Raw genomic sequence first — 17619 nt, forward strand, 5'->3', positions numbered from 1 at the left:
TCTCGGGGCGGCGTTTTTGTTCAGGCTTTGCGGATCAGGTAGGCTTGCCCGTCTGTGATGTCTTCGCTGGCAATCAGCTGATGGCCGGCTTCTGCACAAAAATGCGGAACATCAATGATCGCAGCGGGATCATCGGCAATCATGCGCAAAACCTGCCCCGATAAGAGCGCTTGCAAACGCTTGCGGGCTTTCAGGACCGGCAGCGGACACAAAAGCCCGCGCGCATCAATTTCAGCATCATGTTTCATACTTCGCGCTTATGCGCGATGTTTCAAAAAGTCCACCAAGTTGTGACAATTTGACCAGTGACCCGACCGGCCCGACCGCTTAGGAATGGCACAGAGGTACCAAGATGTTAGAAGCCACCACTATTCTTGACGCGGCAATTTTGCCAGCAATGTTTGTCGCGCTGGCGGCAGGCATCCTGTCGTTTCTAAGCCCCTGTGTCTTGCCTGTTGTCCCGCCTTATCTGGCCTATATGGGCGGCGTTTCGGTGAGCGATCTTGAACAGCAGTCAGCGGCGCGGCGGCGTGTGTTTGTGACTGCCGTGTTCTTTGTGCTTGGGCTGTCGACGATCTTTCTATTGCTGGGCCTCGCGTTTTCGACGATGGGGCGCGCGCTTTTGCAGTTTCAGGACTATTTCAGCACGGTTGCCGGCATTGTGGTGATGGTGCTTGGCGCGCATTTTGTCGGTGTTTACCGGATCGGCTTTTTGGACCGTGAAATGCGTCTGGACGCGGGCGATAAGGGCGGATCTGCCTTTGGGGCCTATTTGCTGGGGCTTGCCTTTGCCTTTGGCTGGACGCCCTGTTTGGGGCCGATCCTTGGCGCGATCCTCAGCCTCGCTGCATCCGAGGCAAGCATCGGGCGTGGCACCGCATTGCTTGCGGTTTATGCCTTCGGGTTGGGGATACCGTTTCTTTTGGTTGCGGCCTTTTTTCCCCGATTGAAGGGCGTGATGGGCTGGATGAAGCGGCATATGGCGCAGATCGAGCGCACGTCGGGTCTGCTTTTGTGGACGGTAGGGTTGATGATGCTTACAGGGCAATTTGCCGCGATGAGCTATTGGCTGCTGGAAACATTTCCGGCGCTGGCAGCAATCGGTTAAGGCTTATGTTTTATCGGTTGATCCGCTAGCCTGCTGTAAGATGCACATGATGGGATCCGCAATGGATAAGCCAAGCAAACCGGTCAAACGGCGGCGGGTGTTTCACATCCCGGGCTATGATCCGATGCCGCCACGCCGCTACCGCGAACTTTACCGCAGCGAAAGCAAACGGCAGGCCGAGATCTCCGGTTATGAAATCGATATTAAGGCGCGCATCGGCGGTCGCTCGTCGGGGTGGTTCGCCGCCGCCAAGATTGACGGAACCAGCGTGGCAAGCCGCATCGATGTGCTGGTCTGGTCCGATATTGTCCAAGACAGCATGGCCCAATCCATTGCGGCAACCTATTGGCAGCTTTTGCAGACGGCATGGGTTTATATCAGCACCGGCACATTGCGGCGGCTGATGTGGATGCGCAAAGGCCCCGTCATCGCGGCACTTTATCCTGTGGCGATGCTATTGGGGCAGCTGGTTCTGGCGCTTGGACTTGGCTGGTTGATCAGCGGTAGTTTACGGGCGGGGGTTTCATGGCTGCACACCCTGATCGGCCCCGCGACCGTTTCCACAGGGGTTTTGTGGTTTGGCGTGGCATTGAAATATCTGGTGTTCGGGGTGGTCAGCGCGACGGTTTTGCGCTGGTTCAAATCTATCGACAACAAATTATTCGCCTATTACCTGATGCATGACTATGCGTTTTCGGCGCGCGGCGCGGGTCGGATTCCGGCGCCGCTTGACGCGCGCATGGCGCAATTTGGCGCGATGATTGAAGAGGCGCTGCAGGATGACGTGGATGAGGTGTTGGTCGTTGGGCATTCGTCGGGGGCGCATATCGCGGTGACAGTGCTTGCCGATCTGATCCGCGCGGGCAAGGTGACAAAATCCGGACCAAAACTGGCCTTCCTGTCGCTCGGGCAGGTGATCCCGATGGTTTCGTTTTTGCCGCATGCTACACGAATCAGATCCGATCTTGCTTTTCTGGCTGCACAGGACGCGATCACATGGGTTGATGTCTCGGCACCCGGTGACGGCTGCTGCTTTGCATTATGTGATCCGGTTGCGGTTACTGGGGTTGCGCCAACTGGCAAACGCTGGCCGCTGGTTATCTCGGCCGCATTCAGCCAAAGCCTGACAGCACACCGTTGGAAGTCACTTCGCTGGCGGTTCTTTCGCCTGCATTTTCAATATCTTTGCGCCTTTGACCGCCCCAAGGATTATGATTATTTCCAGATAACCGCGGGGCCGGTATTGCTGCGTGACCGTTTTGCGGGTCGCCCGCCGTCACAATCGCGCATTGACGTAGCTGTTTCAAAATACACCGCGATTACGCCACAATGAACGATCTGCCACCCAAGCCTGTTTCGCGCCCTGAAAACGTTTCGCTCTTGCGGTATTTGCGGCTGTTCCGGCGCGATATTCTTTCGGCGCAACCCGCAAAGCTTTACCGCGCGTGGATGGCCGAATTTCGCACGCCGTTTTTTCGCAGCTATTTGATCAATGACCCGAAACTGATCAACACGGTCTTAAAGGAAGAGCCCGACGATTTTCCAAAATCCGACCGTATTGGCGCGGGGTTGCGGCCCTTGTTAGGCAATAGCGTGTTTTTGACGAATGGCGCGGTTTGGAAACGGCAGCGGCGGATCATTGACCCTGCATTTGCGGGCGGGCGGTTGCGCGACACATTTTCAGGGATTTTTGCGGCAGGGCAGGCGGGTGCCGCGCGGTTGCGCCAAGATCCAGAAGCGCAGGAAATTGAGGCGATCACCAGCCATATTGCGGCAGATGTGATTTTTCGCACGTTGTTTTCATTGCCGATCGAGGATGAGACCGCGCAAAAGGTCTTCATCGAGTTCCGGAATTACCAGCGCTCGCAGCCGATCCTGAACCTTGCCGCGTTTATTCCCGGTCCGCGCTGGATGCCGCGGTTTTTTCGGCCTGCAACAAGGGTTTCGGCCCGCAAAATTCGGGTGTTGATCACGCAGCTGACTGTTGCGCGGCTTGAAATGATTGCCGAGGGGACAGCGCCGGACGATCTGGCAACCAAAATCCTGACCACCAAAGACCCTGAAACCGGCGCGACATTCAGCCTGTCGGAAATGGTAGATCAGGTGGCGATTTTCTTTTTGGCGGGGCATGAAACCAGTGCATCGGCGCTGGCATGGAGCCTGTATTTGCTGGCGCGTTACCCCGATTGGCAGGATAAGGTTGCGGTCGAGGCCGCGCAATTTGACGGTGATTTTGCCAATCTGTCGCAATTGAAAATCACGCGCGACGTGTTCCGAGAGGCCCTGCGGCTATATCCGCCCGTGCCGATGATGGTGCGCCAGTCGCTGCGCGAAAACCGGTTCCGTGACCGCGTGATCAAACGCGGCGCGCAAATTGTGCTTTCGCCTTGGCATCTGCACCGGCACAACCGGCTGTGGGACAATCCCGACGGGTTTGATCCTAGCCGTTGGCAAACGCAAAACGGCAAATCTTGCGCGCGCGATGCCTATATGCCGTTTTCGGCGGGGCCGCGTGTTTGTACCGGTGCAGGTTTTGCGATGATCGAAGGTGTTGCATTGCTAGCCGCCCTGACAAAAGACCACCGGTTTATCGCTGATCCCGCGTGCGTACCTGTCCCAATTGCGCATCTGACGGTGCGTGCCAAAGACGGCATCTGGCTTCGAATCGCCGCCAGATGACAGTACGCATTTACAAAGTGCTTAAAAAATAGGCGTAGCGATTTGAATGTTGGCCAGAATAGGGCACATTTCCGCACAATGTGGCCGTGATTGTGCGGGTTTTTGCCTATAGTTAAGGATAACGCGGCGTTTTTGTCGACATTTTGCGAACGGAAGCTGTAAGATAAATATCAACAGGCACTTGCTGTGTTAATGCAATATCAACTTCTATCGGGAAAAGAACAGAAATGACTATCGCGCTTCCAGGATCTTCCAAAAAAGGTATCGGTAGTCTGTTCGGGCGCAAGGCCAAGACGGATGTGAAAAAACCGACCGCTGAAAAGCAATTGTCGCGCGAACAGGTCGCCAAGATGTTCAGCAGCCGGCCCGAAACACGTGAAGCGGCCAAACCTGCAAAATTGAACGATGGCGAACGTCAGGATCGCGCCCAATTGGGCAGCTTGCGCGGGGCGCTTTACTCTAAAGACTGATTTAGCGTATATTCCAGCACAAAGACCCTTAAGGCCGATGCGAGACCGATGTCTCCGCGGCCTTCGTCAATTTCAGCGGCCAAACCATTGATTGTCTTGCCATTTTCGGCGGCAATCTTGCGAAATTTCTGCCAGAAAATATCTTCGAGCGAAACGCTGGTGCGGTGCCCGCGCAATGTTAGTGAATGTTTGACGGGGCGTGCGTGCGCGTTGCTATTCATCATCAAATTTCAACTGAGAGAGCCGGTCACTGGCTTGTTGTTCACGCGCGGCATCCAAAAGCTGTTCAGCCTTGGTGCGGCCAAAGCGGATGGCATTTTCATCCGCTTTGGCTTTGGCCTCGGCGCGGGTGCGCGCCTTGCGGGCCTGATTTAGGTTGATCGGCTTCACTTGGGCCCGATCATGTCTTCGGGGCGCACGACCTTGTCGAATGTGGCCTCGTCAACAAAGCCCAGATTGATGGCTTCTTCTTTCAATGTGGTGCCGTTTTTATGCGCGGTTTTGGCAACGGTTGTTGCGTTGTCATAGCCGATTGTCGGGGCCAGCGCCGTCACCAGCATCAGGCTTTCGCGCATCAGTTTTTCGATGCGGGTCCGGTCCGCGCGTACACCAACAACGCAATTATCAGTAAAGGCAGAAGACGCATCCCCGATAAGTTGCATAGATTGCAACACGTTATAGGCCATCATTGGTTTCATCACGTTCAATTCGAAATGGCCCTGCGATCCGGCAAATCCGACAGCCGCATCATTGCCCATGACATGGGCGCAAACTTGGGTGATGGCTTCGACCTGTGTCGGGTTCACTTTGCCCGGCATGATAGATGAGCCCGGCTCGTTTTCGGGCAACATCAATTCGCCAAGACCACAACGCGGGCCTGATCCCAGCATGCGGATATCGCAAGCAATCTTATAAAGGCTTGCCGCCACAGTTTTCAGCGCGCCCGACATTTCAACCAATGCGTCATGCGCCGCCAGTGCTTCGAATTTATTGGGTGCTGTGACAAAAGGCAGACCCGTAATGTCGGCCATATGGGCCGCAACGGTTTCGCCCCAACCTTTGGGCGTGTTCAGGCCTGTTCCCACGGCGGTGCCACCCTGGGCCAATTCGTAAATCGCGGGCAGGGCGGATTTGATCCGGCGCAAACCCATGGCCACCTGATGGCTGTAGCCGCTGAATTCCTGACCCAAAGTCAAAGGTGTCGCATCCATCGTGTGGGTGCGGCCAATCTTGATGATGTCGGCAAATTCTTCTTGTTTGGCGACCAATGCCGCATGCAGTTTTTCGAGACCAGGGATCAGCACATCGCGGGCGGTGGTAGCAACGGCGATATGCATTGCGGTCGGGAATGTGTCGTTGGATGACTGGCCCATGTTGCAGTGATCATTAGGGTGCACAGGGGTTTTGGACCCGATCACGCCGCCCATGATTTCAATCGCGCGGTTGCTGATGACTTCGTTGGCGTTCATGTTAGATTGGGTACCAGAACCGGTTTGCCAGACAACCAGCGGGAAATGATCATCAAGCTTGCCGGCGACAACTTCGGCGGCGGCTGCGATCATCGCATCTGCCTTGTCGGCATCCAGTTTTCCGCGCTCTTTGTTGGCGATAGCACAGGCCTGTTTGATCACGCCAAGCGCGCGCACGATGGCAACGGGCTGCTTTTCCCAGCCAATCGGAAAATTCATCAATGAACGCTGTGTTTGCGCACCCCAATAGCGGTCCGCCTGGACCTCGAGTGGGCCAAAACTATCGGTTTCTGTGCGTGTTGCCGTCATGGTCGATACCCTTTTGAAATATGATCAAGAGGGGTTTAAGCCGCCACAGACGGGATCGCAAGACAAACGGCTACTTGCGGAATTTATCGAGGCTGACAACCTCGGCTTCTTGCCGTTTTTCGGGCTCGGGCGATGGTTCGACCATTTCGTCCATCGGAGCCTCTGCGATTTCAAGAATATCGGTATCGATGTCATCCTCTTCGGTCTGCGGCGATTCAAACCGAAGCCCGAATTCGACAGACGGATCAACAAAGGTCCGAATCGCATCGTAAGGAATATATAGCCGTTCCGGACTATCGCCGAAATTGAGCGTAATGCCGAAACCTTCGTCAGTGACTTCAAGGTTGTCAAACCAGTGTTGGATCACCACCGTCATTTCACCGGGATAACGATCCGACAGCCAATCCGCAATTTCGACATCCGGATGCATGGTGTCAAAAGTAATAAAGAAATGGTTTTCGCCTGGCAGCCCGTCTTTGGCCACATCGGTCAGCACGTTCTGGATCAGGCTGCGCATCGCGCGGTGCATAAGGTTGCCATAGTCAATGCTGCTGGTCACGGTGATTTCCCCATTTCTAATGGCACTAGCATACGGGCTTTTTGCCAAGAGAAAAGAGCCGTTATCAGCCAAGAAGCGTGAACAGCCCCGCCAGCGCCGTGATGGCCAATACCAGTGGCAACCCTTTGTTTTTCCACAAAAGCAACGCTGCCGCCAATCCTGCAAGGATCACGGTGACCGGCTGCAATGTCACAATATCGGGTAGGCTGATCGTGACAGCACCCCAATGGTATGTGTGAACATTTGCGAAAAACACATGTATCGCAAACCAAATCGAAAGATTTGCAATCACGCCGACAACCGCCGCCGTGACGCCGGATAATGCGCCGCGCAGTCGTGGCCTGCTATCAATCCAGTCAATCAGCGGCGCGCCTGCAAATATCCAGATAAAACAGGGAACAAAGGTGACCCAAAGCGTCACGATCCCTGCCAGAACTGCCAGCGCTTTTCCGCCTTTTGCCATGCCCGCAATCATGGCGACAAACTGCGTCACTAGGATCAGCGGCCCAGGCGTGGTTTCCGCAAGCCCCAGCGCATCCATCATCTGCGCTGTTCTAAGCCATTGATAGGAAACGACAACCTCTTGCGTCATATAGGCCAGAACGGCATAGGCCCCGCCAAATGTAACCACAGCCAAAGTAGCGAAAAACAGGCTGAGTTCGGTCAGGAATTCAAGGTTCATCGCGTAAAGCAACCCAATGGGCACGGCCCAGATGACAGCCCCGATCGCAAGTGTCGCAAATGTGCGTTTCAAGCTAGGCCGCGCGATATGCCCCCGCGCCGGCGGTGTTGCGGGCAGCATCATCCCGATCAAAGCGGCGCAAAGCACTACAATTGGAAAGGGCACCGCAAAGGCAAAAAGCGCGACAAATGCGCCCAAGGCAACAAGCCGGTGCCAATTGTGCAAAAGCGCGCGTTTTGCGACCTTGATCAGTGCCTGAACCACAATGACGGTGACGCATGCTTTGACCCCCAAAAACAGGGCCTGCACGATTGGCAACGCCCCATAGCTGCCATAGGCCAGCGCCAGCGCCATGATGATCAGCGCGCCAGGCAAAACAAACAACCCGCCGCCGATCAGCCCGCCAGTGATGCCTGCACGTTTCCAGCCTGCATAGGTCGCCAGTTGCATCGCTTCGGGGCCAGGCAACAGCATGCAAAACGACAAGGCTTTCAGAAACTCGGCCTCGGTCAGCCACGCCCTGTCGTCAACCAGTTCTTTGTGCATCAAGGCGATCTGCGCCGCAGGGCCGCCGAATGACAACAGACCGATACGGCCGAATACCGTAAACAGTTCGGACCTCATGCCGGTAATCCTGCGGGCCAGTCATGGCCTTCGTTTTGGCCATCGCGTGCCCAACGGTAAAGCGCATCGTAAAGCCCGATACCGGCCTGCAATTGCGCGTTGTCGTCGCGGTACATCCGTGACAGCCCGACAGATATCGCAAGCAAACCCGCCGCTTGCGGGGACAGATCGTGCCGGTCGGTATCTGCCGCGCGCACGACAAGCGCCAGCGCATCAAGCGCCGGATGCGCAAGCCCGAATTCGGTGATCATCGTATCAAAGGTGCAGCTGTCGCCTCTATGGCTCCAGAATGTGTCAGCGATGTCAAACGGTGTCGCACCAAACTTTTCTGCCACCAGCGGGACTTCGGCGGGGGGCACAAACATGAACACGGCCGACGGATCAACAAAACGGCGGATCAGCCATGGGCAAGCTATCCGGTCGATTTTGGGACGGTGGCGCGTGACCCACAAATGTCCGGGGATCGTTTTGGCAGGGACACGGGGCAGGGCGGCATCGCACCACCCGTGATTTCCACCCGTCAGGACCTGCGCGTCACAGCCCGCCGCGCGCAACAGGGCGGCAACGCCATGCGACAGCTTTTTACCCTTTTGGCAGATGATGACCGCCGCGCGCCCGTCAAGCATGGCAATTAACCCCGCGATATCGTCGAACGGGTGGCGGAACGCACTGGGGACCAGATATGGATCGGCAGCAAAGTCATCATCTATGCTGACATCTACCAGCACCGGACAAGCGGGTGTGCCAATCAGCCGCATCAGCGACAAAGGTTCAATTTCGTTAAAAGCAGCCATTGTGCATCCTTTCTGAAAACCGTCAGTGGATGCGACGCTTGGGCCAAAGCCTTACGGGGTGTTCGCGGACCCCATGCGCCGTTTCTGGCAAAATCGGGCACGCGGGTCAACTGCTATCCAAGGACCCTGCTTACTTCGCGCAAGATTTTTGCCCTGATCGCTTGGGGATAGGCATCATGCCTGCGCGCGGTGATCACGAAACCTTGGGGGGTGATCACGGTGGTCTTGTAATAGCTTGAAATCGTCAGCCCGAGAAATTCGATTGCGATGGCATTTATGGTCACCCCGGCGCGCACGGCTGCCTGTCGGGCCAGATTGACATTGCTGCCGGCATTGGGTGTGCCATCACCAGAAATATCAATGACTTGGCGTGCGCAAGGCGGGGCGCTGCGCAAGAGCGCCAGCGCACTATAGATCGCTTCTGCGGGGGCGGTGCCGGACAGGGTATAGGCGCGCGAAATGGCGCGAGCATCCTCAGATAGCATCTGCGCATCAAATGCCGTGCGCACCCGCGTCCATGGAATTGAAACCTGTTGTTCGTCCGCGCCCGACCATTGCATCACGGCGATTGCCACATCGCCCTTGACCAATGCATCGACAATTTCAGGGTCGCGCAGCGCATCGGCCATACCGTCCACCTGCAACCGGTATTCGGCTGAATCGATCGAATTGGACACGTCAATCGCCAGCACAAGCGCCACATCACAGGCCCAGGCTGGCAGGCAGGCAGTGGCAAAGAAAAGCAGTGCAAGAAAACGCATGTCACAGCATCCCTGCACCGCCTTTTTATTGCAAGCCCTATCCGGCAGCGCGGATCATGACAAACCCGCCTGTTTGTCCTTCAAGCGGGCCGTGTTCGGCCGATGTCGGTTTCACAATTGCCGCAAGCAGCGTATCAACCGACGTCCAGTAAGGAATATACCATTCCTGATCCACCTCGAGGATCAACACCATTTGCGCCTCGGCGTCATATGCACCAACAAGCGCGATATGCGGGCCGTCCCAATCGCCGGTGACAACACCTTGGTTGAAATAGACCATAATCGCGTCATCGGCGCTGGCTTCGTTCTCGACCAGCATATCGACCAGCCCTTTGCGGGCCATATCGGACGCGATTGTCGGATTGAACTGCATGACATTGCGATCAAGCCCGACGGCGGCAAGTGCTTCGTTTGTGAAATCAACCAGTTGCTGGAACGTGACGCCGTCGCCGCCTTCGGCGGACACCGCGGCCCATTCGGCGTTTGCGGTCAATTCAAGCAGGTCCTGCTGCGTCATGATCGTTTGTGATGCCCATTCGGGTTGCCCCATGATCCCGTTAATCGCCGCCGTGACAGTGGCGATCGAACAGGCCGAGGTTGTGAATTGCGGTTTCACAAATGATGAAAACGCCCAATAATCAGGGGCTTCGCCGCTGCGCAAATAGGCATTATCGGCCGTAATTGCGACCGCATCGGGGCCAAGTTTGGCGTAATCATCGGCCTCTTGGGCGAAAAGCGGGGCAGGGTTGGCAAGCAGGGTTGTTAAAGCAAGGAAAAGGTATGCACGCATGTTTGCGATCCATCTATGAAATGATTGATTACGCTAAGCAAATCGCGCTGCATTTGAAAAGAGGGAAAGTGCAGGTTTCTGTTGCCAGGTACCTGCGGACCCCGCCATAGACTGCAAGCCTATGGGCTTAAGGTTTCGATATTTCGCACAGCTTACGCTGCGAGAGCCATCGGTGCTTTGTTGTCATTTGCAACTAGCTTTGTCGTACCGATAACGGTGGTAACTCACCGGGATAAAGCAAAACCCCTTTAGACGTTCGTCGATCCTATTTCGTCCCCATGTGCCCTAAATCATACCCCAAATGAGAGTTGATACAGGAGTGATTGGTGGAGACGCAGGGTACCGCCCCCTGGTCCGATCCGGTTATTACGAGCGCGTTTATATCCATAGTCCCGAAGGACAATTAACAGATAGGGGGTCGCGGGCTGCGGCGCAAGGGGGTTACCGCGCGGCTGTGCAAAGCATTTGTGCAGTAAACAGGTTGCGACACATTGTAAGGGTAATTTTCGGGCAAAACCTCTGGTCTGTTGCAAATGCCTGCGCTAAATGGGACCAAGCGCGATTTTTTTTGTGGATTGTTATGTTTGGTTTTATGCGCAGCAGGTTTGCTGCATTGTCATGTGTGTTTTGTCTTGCGACCCCGATCGCGGCCCAAACGGCGGCGGATGGATGGTTGTCGGTCGGGCAAATCGCATCGGATGATCTGGCAACGGGCTATGTTTTTGGCGATTTTACCTTGTCGGCCAGCGGTGGCCATTGGGGCGCAGAAATCGGCATGTTTGGGGTCGTCGGGCGATTGCATGAAACCTATGCCGCGGTCAGTTGGCAAGACGGGCAACACAAGCTGGAATTGGGGTTTCCACGCCCCGCCTATGACCGTTTTGCGGTATCTGGGTTAACGCGGGTGATGCCAAGGCGCGCGCTTGAATCCATTGCAACGACCCGCAGCCGCGCGACGGCCGGTGTTTTCACCGAATCTGAATTCTTGCCCTACGGGCTTGCCTACCGGCGCGCGGATCTGGTGGTATCGCTGCACGGTGTTCCGGATACGGATATTGTCGTGGCTGGTTTGGGCGGGCGCAAAACCTATGCGCATTGGCAACTTGATTACGCGCTAGAGGCCGTTTCCCAAAACAACGCCATCGACTGGAACGCCAAAGCGCAGGCGGCGGTCGCAGCAGGTCGCTGGGATATGGGCGTAGGGATCTATGCAAATGACGCCAATGCCGCCGCCTTGACTGCCGAAATTTTTGCCGCTGTTACGCTTGCGGATCACCTGTCGGTGACCGCGCTTTTGCGTCAGTCGGATAGCGACGACCCGCTTGCTGGGGCAAAATTAACCTATGCGCATGACAGCGGGCTTTTGGCAGAGGCGGCAATCGCGGGTGATCGTAGCAATGGCACAAGCGTCGCCGTTTCGCTGGGTTACCAGTTCTAACGCCTTATGATGCTTGCGAATATTGCGCCGCAATATCGGTAAACCCGTCATAGCGTTGCGCGATGATCCGTGTCAGGGGGCGGCCTTCGGGGGTGATCCGCAAATGTTGACCCTCTTGCACGACATGTCCTGCGAAGTCTTGCAATATCGCGGCATGCACGGGCGCCAAAGCATCCGCACCGGCGCGCGCGTTCAGCAGGTCCAGATCAATCGCAAAATTGCACATCAGCATGTTGATCGCGGCGGCGCGTGTCTGGTCTTCGGATGTCAGCGCATAGCCACGGTGCCCGGCAAGAATGCCGGATTCGATGCGTTGCGTATAGGCGGCCGTGGCAGCGGCATTTTGCACATAGCCTTGGGCAAATTGCGAAATAGATGACGCGCCGATGCCGATCAATGTCGGGCAGCTATCATCGGTATAGCCTTGAAAATTGCGCCGCAAATGGCCGGTATGATGGGCGCGGGTCAGGCTGTCTTCCGGTTTGCCAAAGTGGTCAATTCCGATGGCCGTATAACCGGCGGCGGTAAAGGCGCGCGCGGCTTGCTGCGCAAGGTGATAACGGTCTTCTTCAGCGGGCAGGGCTGATTCTGGGATCAGCTTTTGCCGCTTGGCGAAATTGGGCACATGCGCATAGCCGAACAGCGCGATGCGGTCGGGTTCAAGCGCACGGACTTTGGCGATTGTATCGGCAAGTTTATCGGCGGTCTGGAACGGCAGCCCGTAAACCAGATCGGCGTTCAGCGATGTAATGCCCGCCGCGCGCAAGGCGTCAACACAGGTTCGGGTGGCCGCATAGCTTTGTTCGCGCCCGATTGCGGCTTGCACGTCGGGTGCAAAATCCTGAATGCCGATGCTGGCGCGGGTCATGCCCATATCGGCAAGCGCAGTGATCTTGTCGGCATCAACCAGCGTCGGGTCGATTTCAACCGAGAAACGCAGATCATCGGTTGGTGGGAAGACATCAAAGATCGCAGCGGCCAGCGTGCGGATCATATCGGGGGGCAAGATGGTTGGCGTGCCGCCGCCCCAATGCAATTCACCCATGCGGATGCCCGCGGGCAGGCTGTCACGCAGCAGTTCCAGTTCGGCCCTCAGATATGTCAGATAGGTTTCAACAGGCGCCAGCGTTGTTGTCCCTTGGGTCCGGCAGGCGCAAAACCAGCACAGCCGTTCACAAAACGGGATATGCACATAGACCGAAACAGGCGTGGCAGGGTCCAGTTTACCCAGACAATCGCGTTGAAATGTAGCATCGACCTGCGCGCGAAACGCGGTGGCAGGCGGGTAGCTGGTGTATCGGGGCACGCGGGCGTCAAACAGCCCGCGTTCGCGCAGGCGTGCAATGTTTTCCATAGTGATGGAATGCCAGACCTGCGCGAAGTTTTATTTGCGCCAGATCAAACAGCGCAGATGTTTTTAGCCAATCCTGTCGATAAAACAGGCCGTGGTCTGTGCAATCTGTTCGGGCGTATGTTCGCGTTTGAAAAACGTGGCAAAGCCGGTTTCTGGGAACATCAAATAGGTCTGGGTGGAATGATCCACCAGATAATATTCCGGGTCGCCTTCTTGCTTGCGGTAATAGGTCCGGTAGGCCTTGGACGCCGCATCAACCTGTGCGGCGGTGCCTGTCAGCCCGATCATATCTTCGTGGAAATTATCGGTGTAATCACCCACGATCTGCGCCGTGTCGCGTTCGGGATCAATGCTGATAAAAATGGTGCCAATATCGTGCCCTTGATCGGCAAGCAGATAGGCCGCCGCCGCATTGCGCGCGCTATCAAGCGGGCAAACATCAGGGCAGAATGTATAACCGAAATAGACCAATGTGGGTTTGGTGATCACATCCGTATCGGTCACCGTCGCGCCGGTTTCAGAGACCAGTTCAAACGGCCCCCCGATTGCAGCACCGGCCACGGCCGTATCGCCGCAAGGCACCGCGGACCGGCTGGTGTTCCAAGTATAAAATCCAAGCCCCGCCGCAATGGCGAGCGTGGTCGTGCCAATGATGACAGCTTTCATTGCTTTCTCCTTTAGAAATGGACGCGCCTTGCAGTGCGCAAAGCGCGCTTGGGGTCTAGTGGTTCATGTCGCTATGATTGGCGTCATCATGGTCCATCGCGTCGTGGTCCATGCTGTCGTGATCCATACCACCGTGGGCGGCGTCGCGGGCGATGACTTTGAACATGATGTCGATTTCGCCGGCCTGTTCAAACACCAATGTTGCGGGGATCATATCGCCCAGCGTGAAGGGGGTGCCTTGCAGCCCCATGAACATCACATGATAGCCGCCAGGTTCAAGTACAACCATTTCACCAGCGGGCACGGGGATGCCTGCAACATGCATCATCTTTGCGACCCCGTCAGTGAATTCGGTGGTGTGGATTTCAACGCGCGGATAATCGGCGCGCACGTCGACCAGCACGTCATCGCTGTCGCCCGTATTGTGGATATGCAGAAAACCACCCCCCGCCATCGCCGTGGGCGCGGTTTCAAAGGCGGTGGCATGCATCACGTTGATTTCGGATTCGGCCCATGCACCAGTGGCGGCGAATGTCAGCGCGGCGGTTGTCAGAAGTGTCGTCAGTTTCATTTTCTTGTCTTTCAATAGATGCCTTTGGTTTGACCGCAGGCATAGTCGCAAAACGGGTGGATGTATTTGCGCTAGGACAAAGGCGGCGCACGTGCCGCATTTGCCTGATCGATATTTGAAAGACGCGCCAGCCCCTGTGGTGCACGCGGCACATGGCCGGTCGCGACCACAAGCGGGAAAGCGGATTGCGCAAAGGCCCCGAATGCGCAGGATTTTGCGATAATACAGGCCTGGCACACGGCCGCTGTTTCATCGCGCGGATCGCCCGATTGCCCGCATAAATCGGACCAAGAGCCACCCGCAAGCACATATGCTGCAGCTTGGGCATCTTGCGCAGGTGCAAGCGGTTTATGCCCGAAGCCTACAAGGCAAAGGGCAAATGCAACGGTCAAACTGAGGAGCGCGCGCAATATCATGGGGCAAGTCTTACGCCGGTTGGTTTTGGATTACAAAGGCAAAACCGTCGCAGGCGTGGATCAAGATCCACCCTACAAAACACATCGGGCGGCCCGTTTGGACCGCCCGATTTAGTGTTTATTTGCAGAGGTTTAGAACCCTGCTTTGATCAGTTCGAATGTTTCGGCCTGACGTTCGCGCATGGCGTTGCTCATGGGCAGTTGCGCCAGAACCGGCACGTTGATCGCACCCAGACCGGAAGCGACAAGATCTTCTTCGCTGACTTGCGCCATCAGCGCCACTGCGTTGGCTGATCCGTAGCCTGCGTCAAGCAAAGGCACCACGGAATCTGCTGCCAGCATCGCGTTCAGGTAGTCATAGGCCTTGTCTTCGACGCCAGGACCGCTGGCAAGGTTCACATAGCCGCAAAGCCACAGTGAAGATCCTTCGGTTGTTTCACGCTGGAAGCCGATCGGGCGTTCTTCTTCGACCATTGTCGGGAAGGTTTCGTTCCACGCCCAAGACACAAGGATTTCGCCGGAAGCCAGCAATTGTGCAAGCTCTGCGGGGTCGGTCCAATAGGTACGCAGGTTCGGATGCACTTCGCGCAGCCAGTTGGATGCCGCTTCGAACTGTGCGTCGGTTGCGTTGGTCCAATTGTCGACACCGGTTGCCAGATAGGCCAGCGCATAGGCGTCATCCACGTTATCGGGCAGGGTCAGACGGCCTGCATAGGCAGGGTTGGTGAACACCTGCAGGCTGGCCACATCTTCTGCGGGGACCTGCTCTGGATTATAGGCGATCGCGGTCGAGCCAAAATCGGTCGGAATAAAGTAGACAGCATCATTGGCGGCAATATCTGTGCCGGTCAGGTTGCTATCCAGATCGGCATAGGCCGTGATCTTGCTGGTGTCCCATGCTTCGATAATGCCGCTTTCGGACCATTTGCTGACAGAACCGGCACAGATATGCGCGACATCGGCAGCAAAGCCTGCACGGATTTTCTGGAACGCCTCGTCTTCGTCGCCAAAGAAGGCAAACGCGGGGCTGTCGCCGTGTTGCGCGACATATGCGCCATGAAACGCAGGGTCTTCAAAGCCGGAATAATCAAAAACAAGTAGGTCCGTATCTTGGGCCATAGCTGCCGAGGCAAGTGCTGCGAGCGATACTGCGCCCAATAGTGTTGCGGATTTCATATGCATACTCCCGATGAAAATCTGACGCCTAGATTAGAACCACGTGCAAGGTGCGGCAAGCGCGATTTGCGGCACAGGCAATCGTTGCTTCGCGTGCTGCAATATCAGCCGGAAAATTCGCTCAAGGGCTGGAAAACTGTGCTAAATTACGACTAGTTTGCATGGGCAACGTTCTTGGAAAGGACCAACGCCATGATTTCCCCCGCATATTGTCGCACGATGGCCGCCTATAACCAGTGGCAGAACGCAGGGTTGCGTCGAATCGTTGGCACAATGACCCCCGCCGAGCTGACCCGCGACCATGGTGCGTTCTTCGGGTCGATCATGGGCACGCTTAACCACCTGCTTTGGGGGGATACGCTTTGGATCAGCCGGTTTGACGGCGGAACGGGCACGGATATGACAATCCCGCAAAGCCCGCAATTTACAGACGGCGCGCAGGCATGGGACAGTGCGCGCGCGCAGGTCGACGACCGGATTTCAGCATGGGCGCAGACAGTACAAGAGGCTGATCTTAAAGGTGATTTGCATTGGTATTCGGGTTCCATGCAGCGCGATTTTGCAAAACCTGTGGCCATTTGTGTCATGCAATTGTTCAACCACCAGACCCACCACAGGGGCCAAATTCACGCAATGTTGACGGCGGCCGGAAAAACACCTGATGATACGGACCTTCCCTTTATGCCGTAAAACTGTTCCTTTCGGGGGGACATACAAATGGGGAGGCACCAATGTTTAATGCTTTGATGGTTGATAAAGACGCCGAAGGGAAAACTTCGGCCAAGCTGCAACAGATTGATATCGCACAGCTTCCGGCTGGTGATGTTGTGGTCGATATCGCCTATTCGACAGTGAATTACAAAGACGGGCTGTGTCTGGGGCCGGGCGGTGGATTGGTGCGCAATTACCCGCATATTCCGGGCATTGATTTTGCAGGCACGGTCGCAAGCTCTGATGATCCGCGCTATGCGCCCGGTGATCAGGTGGTGCTGACAGGCTGGCGCGTCGGCGAGGCGCATTGGGGCGGCTATGCCCAAAAAGCGCGGGTCAAAGCCGATTGGCTCGTGCCGTTGCCCGCTGGCATTGATGCGCGTCAGGCGATGGCCGTCGGCACCGCAGGGTTTACCGCAATGCTTGCGATTATGGCGCTTGAAGATCACGGGATCAAAGGCGGTCCTGTCTTGGTCACTGGGGCCGCGGGCGGGGTCGGGTCGATTGCCACGGCCATTTTGGCCAATCTTGGCCATGCGGTTGCGGCTGTCACAGGGCGGCCGGAAACCGCGGATTATCTGAAATCATTGGGTGCCACGCAGATTGTTGCGCGCGCAGAGATCAATGAAACGACCAAACGCCCGCTCGAGGCTGAAATCTGGGGCGGCTGTATTGACGCGGTCGGCAGCGCGATGCTGGCGCGGGTGCTGGGGCAGGTGAAATACGGCGGCTCAGTTGCGGCTGTGGGTCTTGCGGGGGGCGCGGATTTGCCCGCATCAGTGATCCCGTTCTTGCTGCGCGGCGTAAACCTTTTGGGGATTGATAGCGTCATGCAGCCCTATGAAAACCGCCTGCGCGCATGGGAGCGGATCGCCAAAGACCTGCCGATGGACAAACTCGAGGCGATGATCGTGCCCGCGACATTGTCCGACTTGCCGCAATTGGGACGCGATATTCTCAAGGGGCAGGTGCAGGGCCGCGTTGTGGTTGACGTGAACGGTTAGGCGCGAGGTTAGGGTGTCGTGACGCGGACGGGCGGTAC

General features: G+C 56.4%; 21 protein-coding genes and 1 other RNA gene. 7 read left to right on the top strand and 15 right to left on the bottom strand.

Annotation, left to right across the window (positions count from 1 at the left end; translation table 11 throughout):
* Nucleotides 1-20: 20 nt before the first annotated feature.
* Entirely contained in the window at nt 21-248 is a 228-nt protein-coding gene (locus tag BM320_RS06105; RefSeq protein ID WP_090197710.1) for a sulfurtransferase TusA family protein, read from the bottom strand.
* 104 nt (nt 249-352) lie between these two features.
* On the opposite strand from BM320_RS06105, the gene BM320_RS06110 reads away from it, so the two are divergent.
* The 4 genes from BM320_RS06110 to BM320_RS06125 all read left to right on the top strand — a co-directional run bounded on the left by BM320_RS06110 (nt 353) and on the right by BM320_RS06125 (nt 4257).
* A complete protein-coding gene (locus tag BM320_RS06110; RefSeq protein ID WP_090197713.1) occupies nt 353-1108 on the top strand; it encodes a cytochrome c biogenesis CcdA family protein in 756 nt (251 codons plus the stop codon).
* A 61-nt stretch (nt 1109-1169) separates the two neighbouring features.
* Nucleotides 1170-2441, top strand: a complete 1272-nt coding sequence (locus BM320_RS06115; RefSeq protein ID WP_090200409.1) for a hypothetical protein — start codon at nt 1170-1172, stop codon at nt 2439-2441.
* Complete coding sequence (locus BM320_RS06120) at nt 2438-3787, top strand: cytochrome P450 (RefSeq protein WP_090197716.1); 1350 nt, start codon at nt 2438-2440, stop codon at nt 3785-3787. The genes BM320_RS06115 and BM320_RS06120 overlap by 4 nt, the downstream gene beginning before the upstream one ends.
* Before the next feature lie 227 nt (nt 3788-4014).
* On the top strand, nt 4015-4257 hold the full coding sequence (locus BM320_RS06125; protein WP_090197719.1) for a hypothetical protein: 243 nt from the start codon (nt 4015-4017) through the stop codon (nt 4255-4257).
* On the opposite strand, the gene BM320_RS06130 is transcribed toward BM320_RS06125, so the two are convergent.
* The 9 genes from BM320_RS06130 to ssrA all read right to left on the bottom strand — a co-directional run bounded on the left by BM320_RS06130 (nt 4242) and on the right by ssrA (nt 10685).
* Nucleotides 4242-4481: a ribbon-helix-helix domain-containing protein gene (locus BM320_RS06130; RefSeq protein ID WP_375342066.1), complete on the bottom strand. Its 240-nt coding sequence runs from the start codon at nt 4479-4481 to the stop codon at nt 4242-4244. The two genes, BM320_RS06125 and BM320_RS06130, sit on opposite strands and share 16 nt — an antisense overlap.
* Nucleotides 4471-4647: a DUF4169 family protein gene (locus BM320_RS06135; RefSeq protein WP_090197722.1), complete on the bottom strand. Its 177-nt coding sequence runs from the start codon at nt 4645-4647 to the stop codon at nt 4471-4473. The genes BM320_RS06130 and BM320_RS06135 overlap by 11 nt, the downstream gene beginning before the upstream one ends.
* The gene (gene fumC / locus BM320_RS06140) at nt 4644-6035 is read right to left on the bottom strand and encodes a class II fumarate hydratase (RefSeq protein WP_090197725.1); all 1392 of its coding nucleotides are present in this window, start codon (nt 6033-6035) and stop codon (nt 4644-4646) included. The genes BM320_RS06135 and fumC overlap by 4 nt, the downstream gene beginning before the upstream one ends.
* A gap of 70 nt (nt 6036-6105) precedes the next feature.
* Nucleotides 6106-6594: an SspB family protein gene (locus BM320_RS06145; RefSeq protein ID WP_090197728.1), complete on the bottom strand. Its 489-nt coding sequence runs from the start codon at nt 6592-6594 to the stop codon at nt 6106-6108.
* A gap of 64 nt (nt 6595-6658) precedes the next feature.
* Entirely contained in the window at nt 6659-7900 is a 1242-nt protein-coding gene (chrA, locus tag BM320_RS06150; protein WP_090197730.1) for a chromate efflux transporter, read from the bottom strand.
* Nucleotides 7897-8694: a chromate resistance protein ChrB domain-containing protein gene (locus BM320_RS06155; RefSeq protein ID WP_090197733.1), complete on the bottom strand. Its 798-nt coding sequence runs from the start codon at nt 8692-8694 to the stop codon at nt 7897-7899. The genes chrA and BM320_RS06155 overlap by 4 nt, the downstream gene beginning before the upstream one ends.
* A 113-nt stretch (nt 8695-8807) precedes the next feature.
* The gene (locus BM320_RS06160; protein WP_090197735.1) at nt 8808-9455 is read right to left on the bottom strand and encodes a DUF1194 domain-containing protein; all 648 of its coding nucleotides are present in this window, start codon (nt 9453-9455) and stop codon (nt 8808-8810) included.
* A 37-nt stretch (nt 9456-9492) separates the two neighbouring features.
* Complete coding sequence (locus BM320_RS06165; RefSeq protein WP_090197738.1) at nt 9493-10245, bottom strand: phytochelatin synthase family protein; 753 nt, start codon at nt 10243-10245, stop codon at nt 9493-9495.
* Nucleotides 10246-10312: 67 nt separating this feature from the next.
* Nucleotides 10313-10685: a transfer-messenger RNA gene (gene ssrA / locus BM320_RS06170) on the bottom strand.
* Nucleotides 10686-10825: 140 nt separating this feature from the next.
* On the opposite strand from ssrA, the gene BM320_RS06175 reads away from it, so the two are divergent.
* Nucleotides 10826-11683, top strand: a complete 858-nt coding sequence (locus BM320_RS06175) for a hypothetical protein (protein WP_090197741.1) — start codon at nt 10826-10828, stop codon at nt 11681-11683.
* A 4-nt stretch (nt 11684-11687) separates the two neighbouring features.
* On the opposite strand, the gene hemN is transcribed toward BM320_RS06175, so the two are convergent.
* From hemN to BM320_RS06200, 5 genes are all read right to left on the bottom strand, one after another.
* Nucleotides 11688-13037, bottom strand: coding sequence for an oxygen-independent coproporphyrinogen III oxidase (gene hemN / locus BM320_RS06180; RefSeq protein WP_090197743.1), 1350 nt, complete (start codon nt 13035-13037; stop codon nt 11688-11690).
* A gap of 63 nt (nt 13038-13100) precedes the next feature.
* A complete protein-coding gene (locus BM320_RS06185; protein WP_090197746.1) occupies nt 13101-13703 on the bottom strand; it encodes an SCO family protein in 603 nt (200 codons plus the stop codon).
* 55 nt (nt 13704-13758) lie between these two features.
* Complete coding sequence (locus BM320_RS06190) at nt 13759-14274, bottom strand: copper chaperone PCu(A)C (RefSeq protein WP_090197749.1); 516 nt, start codon at nt 14272-14274, stop codon at nt 13759-13761.
* Nucleotides 14275-14345: 71 nt separating this feature from the next.
* Nucleotides 14346-14690 carry a hypothetical protein gene (locus BM320_RS06195; protein WP_090197751.1) on the bottom strand — a complete coding sequence of 115 codons (345 nt, stop codon included), beginning with the start codon at nt 14688-14690 and terminating at the stop codon, nt 14346-14348.
* Between the two features lie 132 nt (nt 14691-14822).
* Entirely contained in the window at nt 14823-15866 is a 1044-nt protein-coding gene (locus BM320_RS06200; protein ID WP_165614999.1) for an ABC transporter substrate-binding protein, read from the bottom strand.
* A gap of 192 nt (nt 15867-16058) precedes the next feature.
* Here BM320_RS06200 and BM320_RS06205 point away from each other — a divergent pair, with 192 nt between their 5' ends.
* Entirely contained in the window at nt 16059-16556 is a 498-nt protein-coding gene (locus BM320_RS06205; RefSeq protein WP_090197753.1) for a DinB family protein, read from the top strand.
* A 41-nt stretch (nt 16557-16597) separates the two neighbouring features.
* Nucleotides 16598-17581: an acryloyl-CoA reductase gene (acuI, locus tag BM320_RS06210; protein WP_090197757.1), complete on the top strand. Its 984-nt coding sequence runs from the start codon at nt 16598-16600 to the stop codon at nt 17579-17581.
* Nucleotides 17582-17619: the final 38 nt, after the last annotated feature.

This window comes from Yoonia tamlensis (assembly GCF_900115105.1).
GTDB classification, from domain to species: Bacteria; Pseudomonadota; Alphaproteobacteria; order Rhodobacterales; family Rhodobacteraceae; genus Yoonia; species Yoonia tamlensis.

Coding starts and splice junctions, on each gene's coding strand:
- BM320_RS06105 (WP_090197710.1), bottom strand. CDS start 248: ATGAAACATGATGCTGAAATTGATGCGCGCGGGCTTTTGTGTCCGCTG.
- BM320_RS06110 (WP_090197713.1), top strand. CDS start 353: ATGTTAGAAGCCACCACTATTCTTGACGCGGCAATTTTGCCAGCAATG.
- BM320_RS06115 (WP_090200409.1), top strand. CDS start 1,170: ATGGATAAGCCAAGCAAACCGGTCAAACGGCGGCGGGTGTTTCACATC.
- BM320_RS06120 (WP_090197716.1), top strand. CDS start 2,438: ATGAACGATCTGCCACCCAAGCCTGTTTCGCGCCCTGAAAACGTTTCG.
- BM320_RS06125 (WP_090197719.1), top strand. CDS start 4,015: ATGACTATCGCGCTTCCAGGATCTTCCAAAAAAGGTATCGGTAGTCTG.
- BM320_RS06130 (WP_375342066.1), bottom strand. CDS start 4,481: ATGATGAATAGCAACGCGCACGCACGCCCCGTCAAACATTCACTAACA.
- fumC (WP_090197725.1), bottom strand. CDS start 6,035: ATGACGGCAACACGCACAGAAACCGATAGTTTTGGCCCACTCGAGGTC.
- chrA (WP_090197730.1), bottom strand. CDS start 7,900: ATGAGGTCCGAACTGTTTACGGTATTCGGCCGTATCGGTCTGTTGTCA.
- BM320_RS06155 (WP_090197733.1), bottom strand. CDS start 8,694: ATGGCTGCTTTTAACGAAATTGAACCTTTGTCGCTGATGCGGCTGATT.
- BM320_RS06160 (WP_090197735.1), bottom strand. CDS start 9,455: ATGCGTTTTCTTGCACTGCTTTTCTTTGCCACTGCCTGCCTGCCAGCC.
- BM320_RS06165 (WP_090197738.1), bottom strand. CDS start 10,245: ATGCGTGCATACCTTTTCCTTGCTTTAACAACCCTGCTTGCCAACCCT.
- BM320_RS06175 (WP_090197741.1), top strand. CDS start 10,826: ATGTTTGGTTTTATGCGCAGCAGGTTTGCTGCATTGTCATGTGTGTTT.
- hemN (WP_090197743.1), bottom strand. CDS start 13,037: ATGGAAAACATTGCACGCCTGCGCGAACGCGGGCTGTTTGACGCCCGC.
- BM320_RS06185 (WP_090197746.1), bottom strand. CDS start 13,703: ATGAAAGCTGTCATCATTGGCACGACCACGCTCGCCATTGCGGCGGGG.
- BM320_RS06190 (WP_090197749.1), bottom strand. CDS start 14,274: ATGAAACTGACGACACTTCTGACAACCGCCGCGCTGACATTCGCCGCC.
- BM320_RS06195 (WP_090197751.1), bottom strand. CDS start 14,690: ATGATATTGCGCGCGCTCCTCAGTTTGACCGTTGCATTTGCCCTTTGC.
- BM320_RS06200 (WP_165614999.1), bottom strand. CDS start 15,866: ATGAAATCCGCAACACTATTGGGCGCAGTATCGCTCGCAGCACTTGCC.
- BM320_RS06205 (WP_090197753.1), top strand. CDS start 16,059: ATGATTTCCCCCGCATATTGTCGCACGATGGCCGCCTATAACCAGTGG.
- acuI (WP_090197757.1), top strand. CDS start 16,598: ATGTTTAATGCTTTGATGGTTGATAAAGACGCCGAAGGGAAAACTTCG.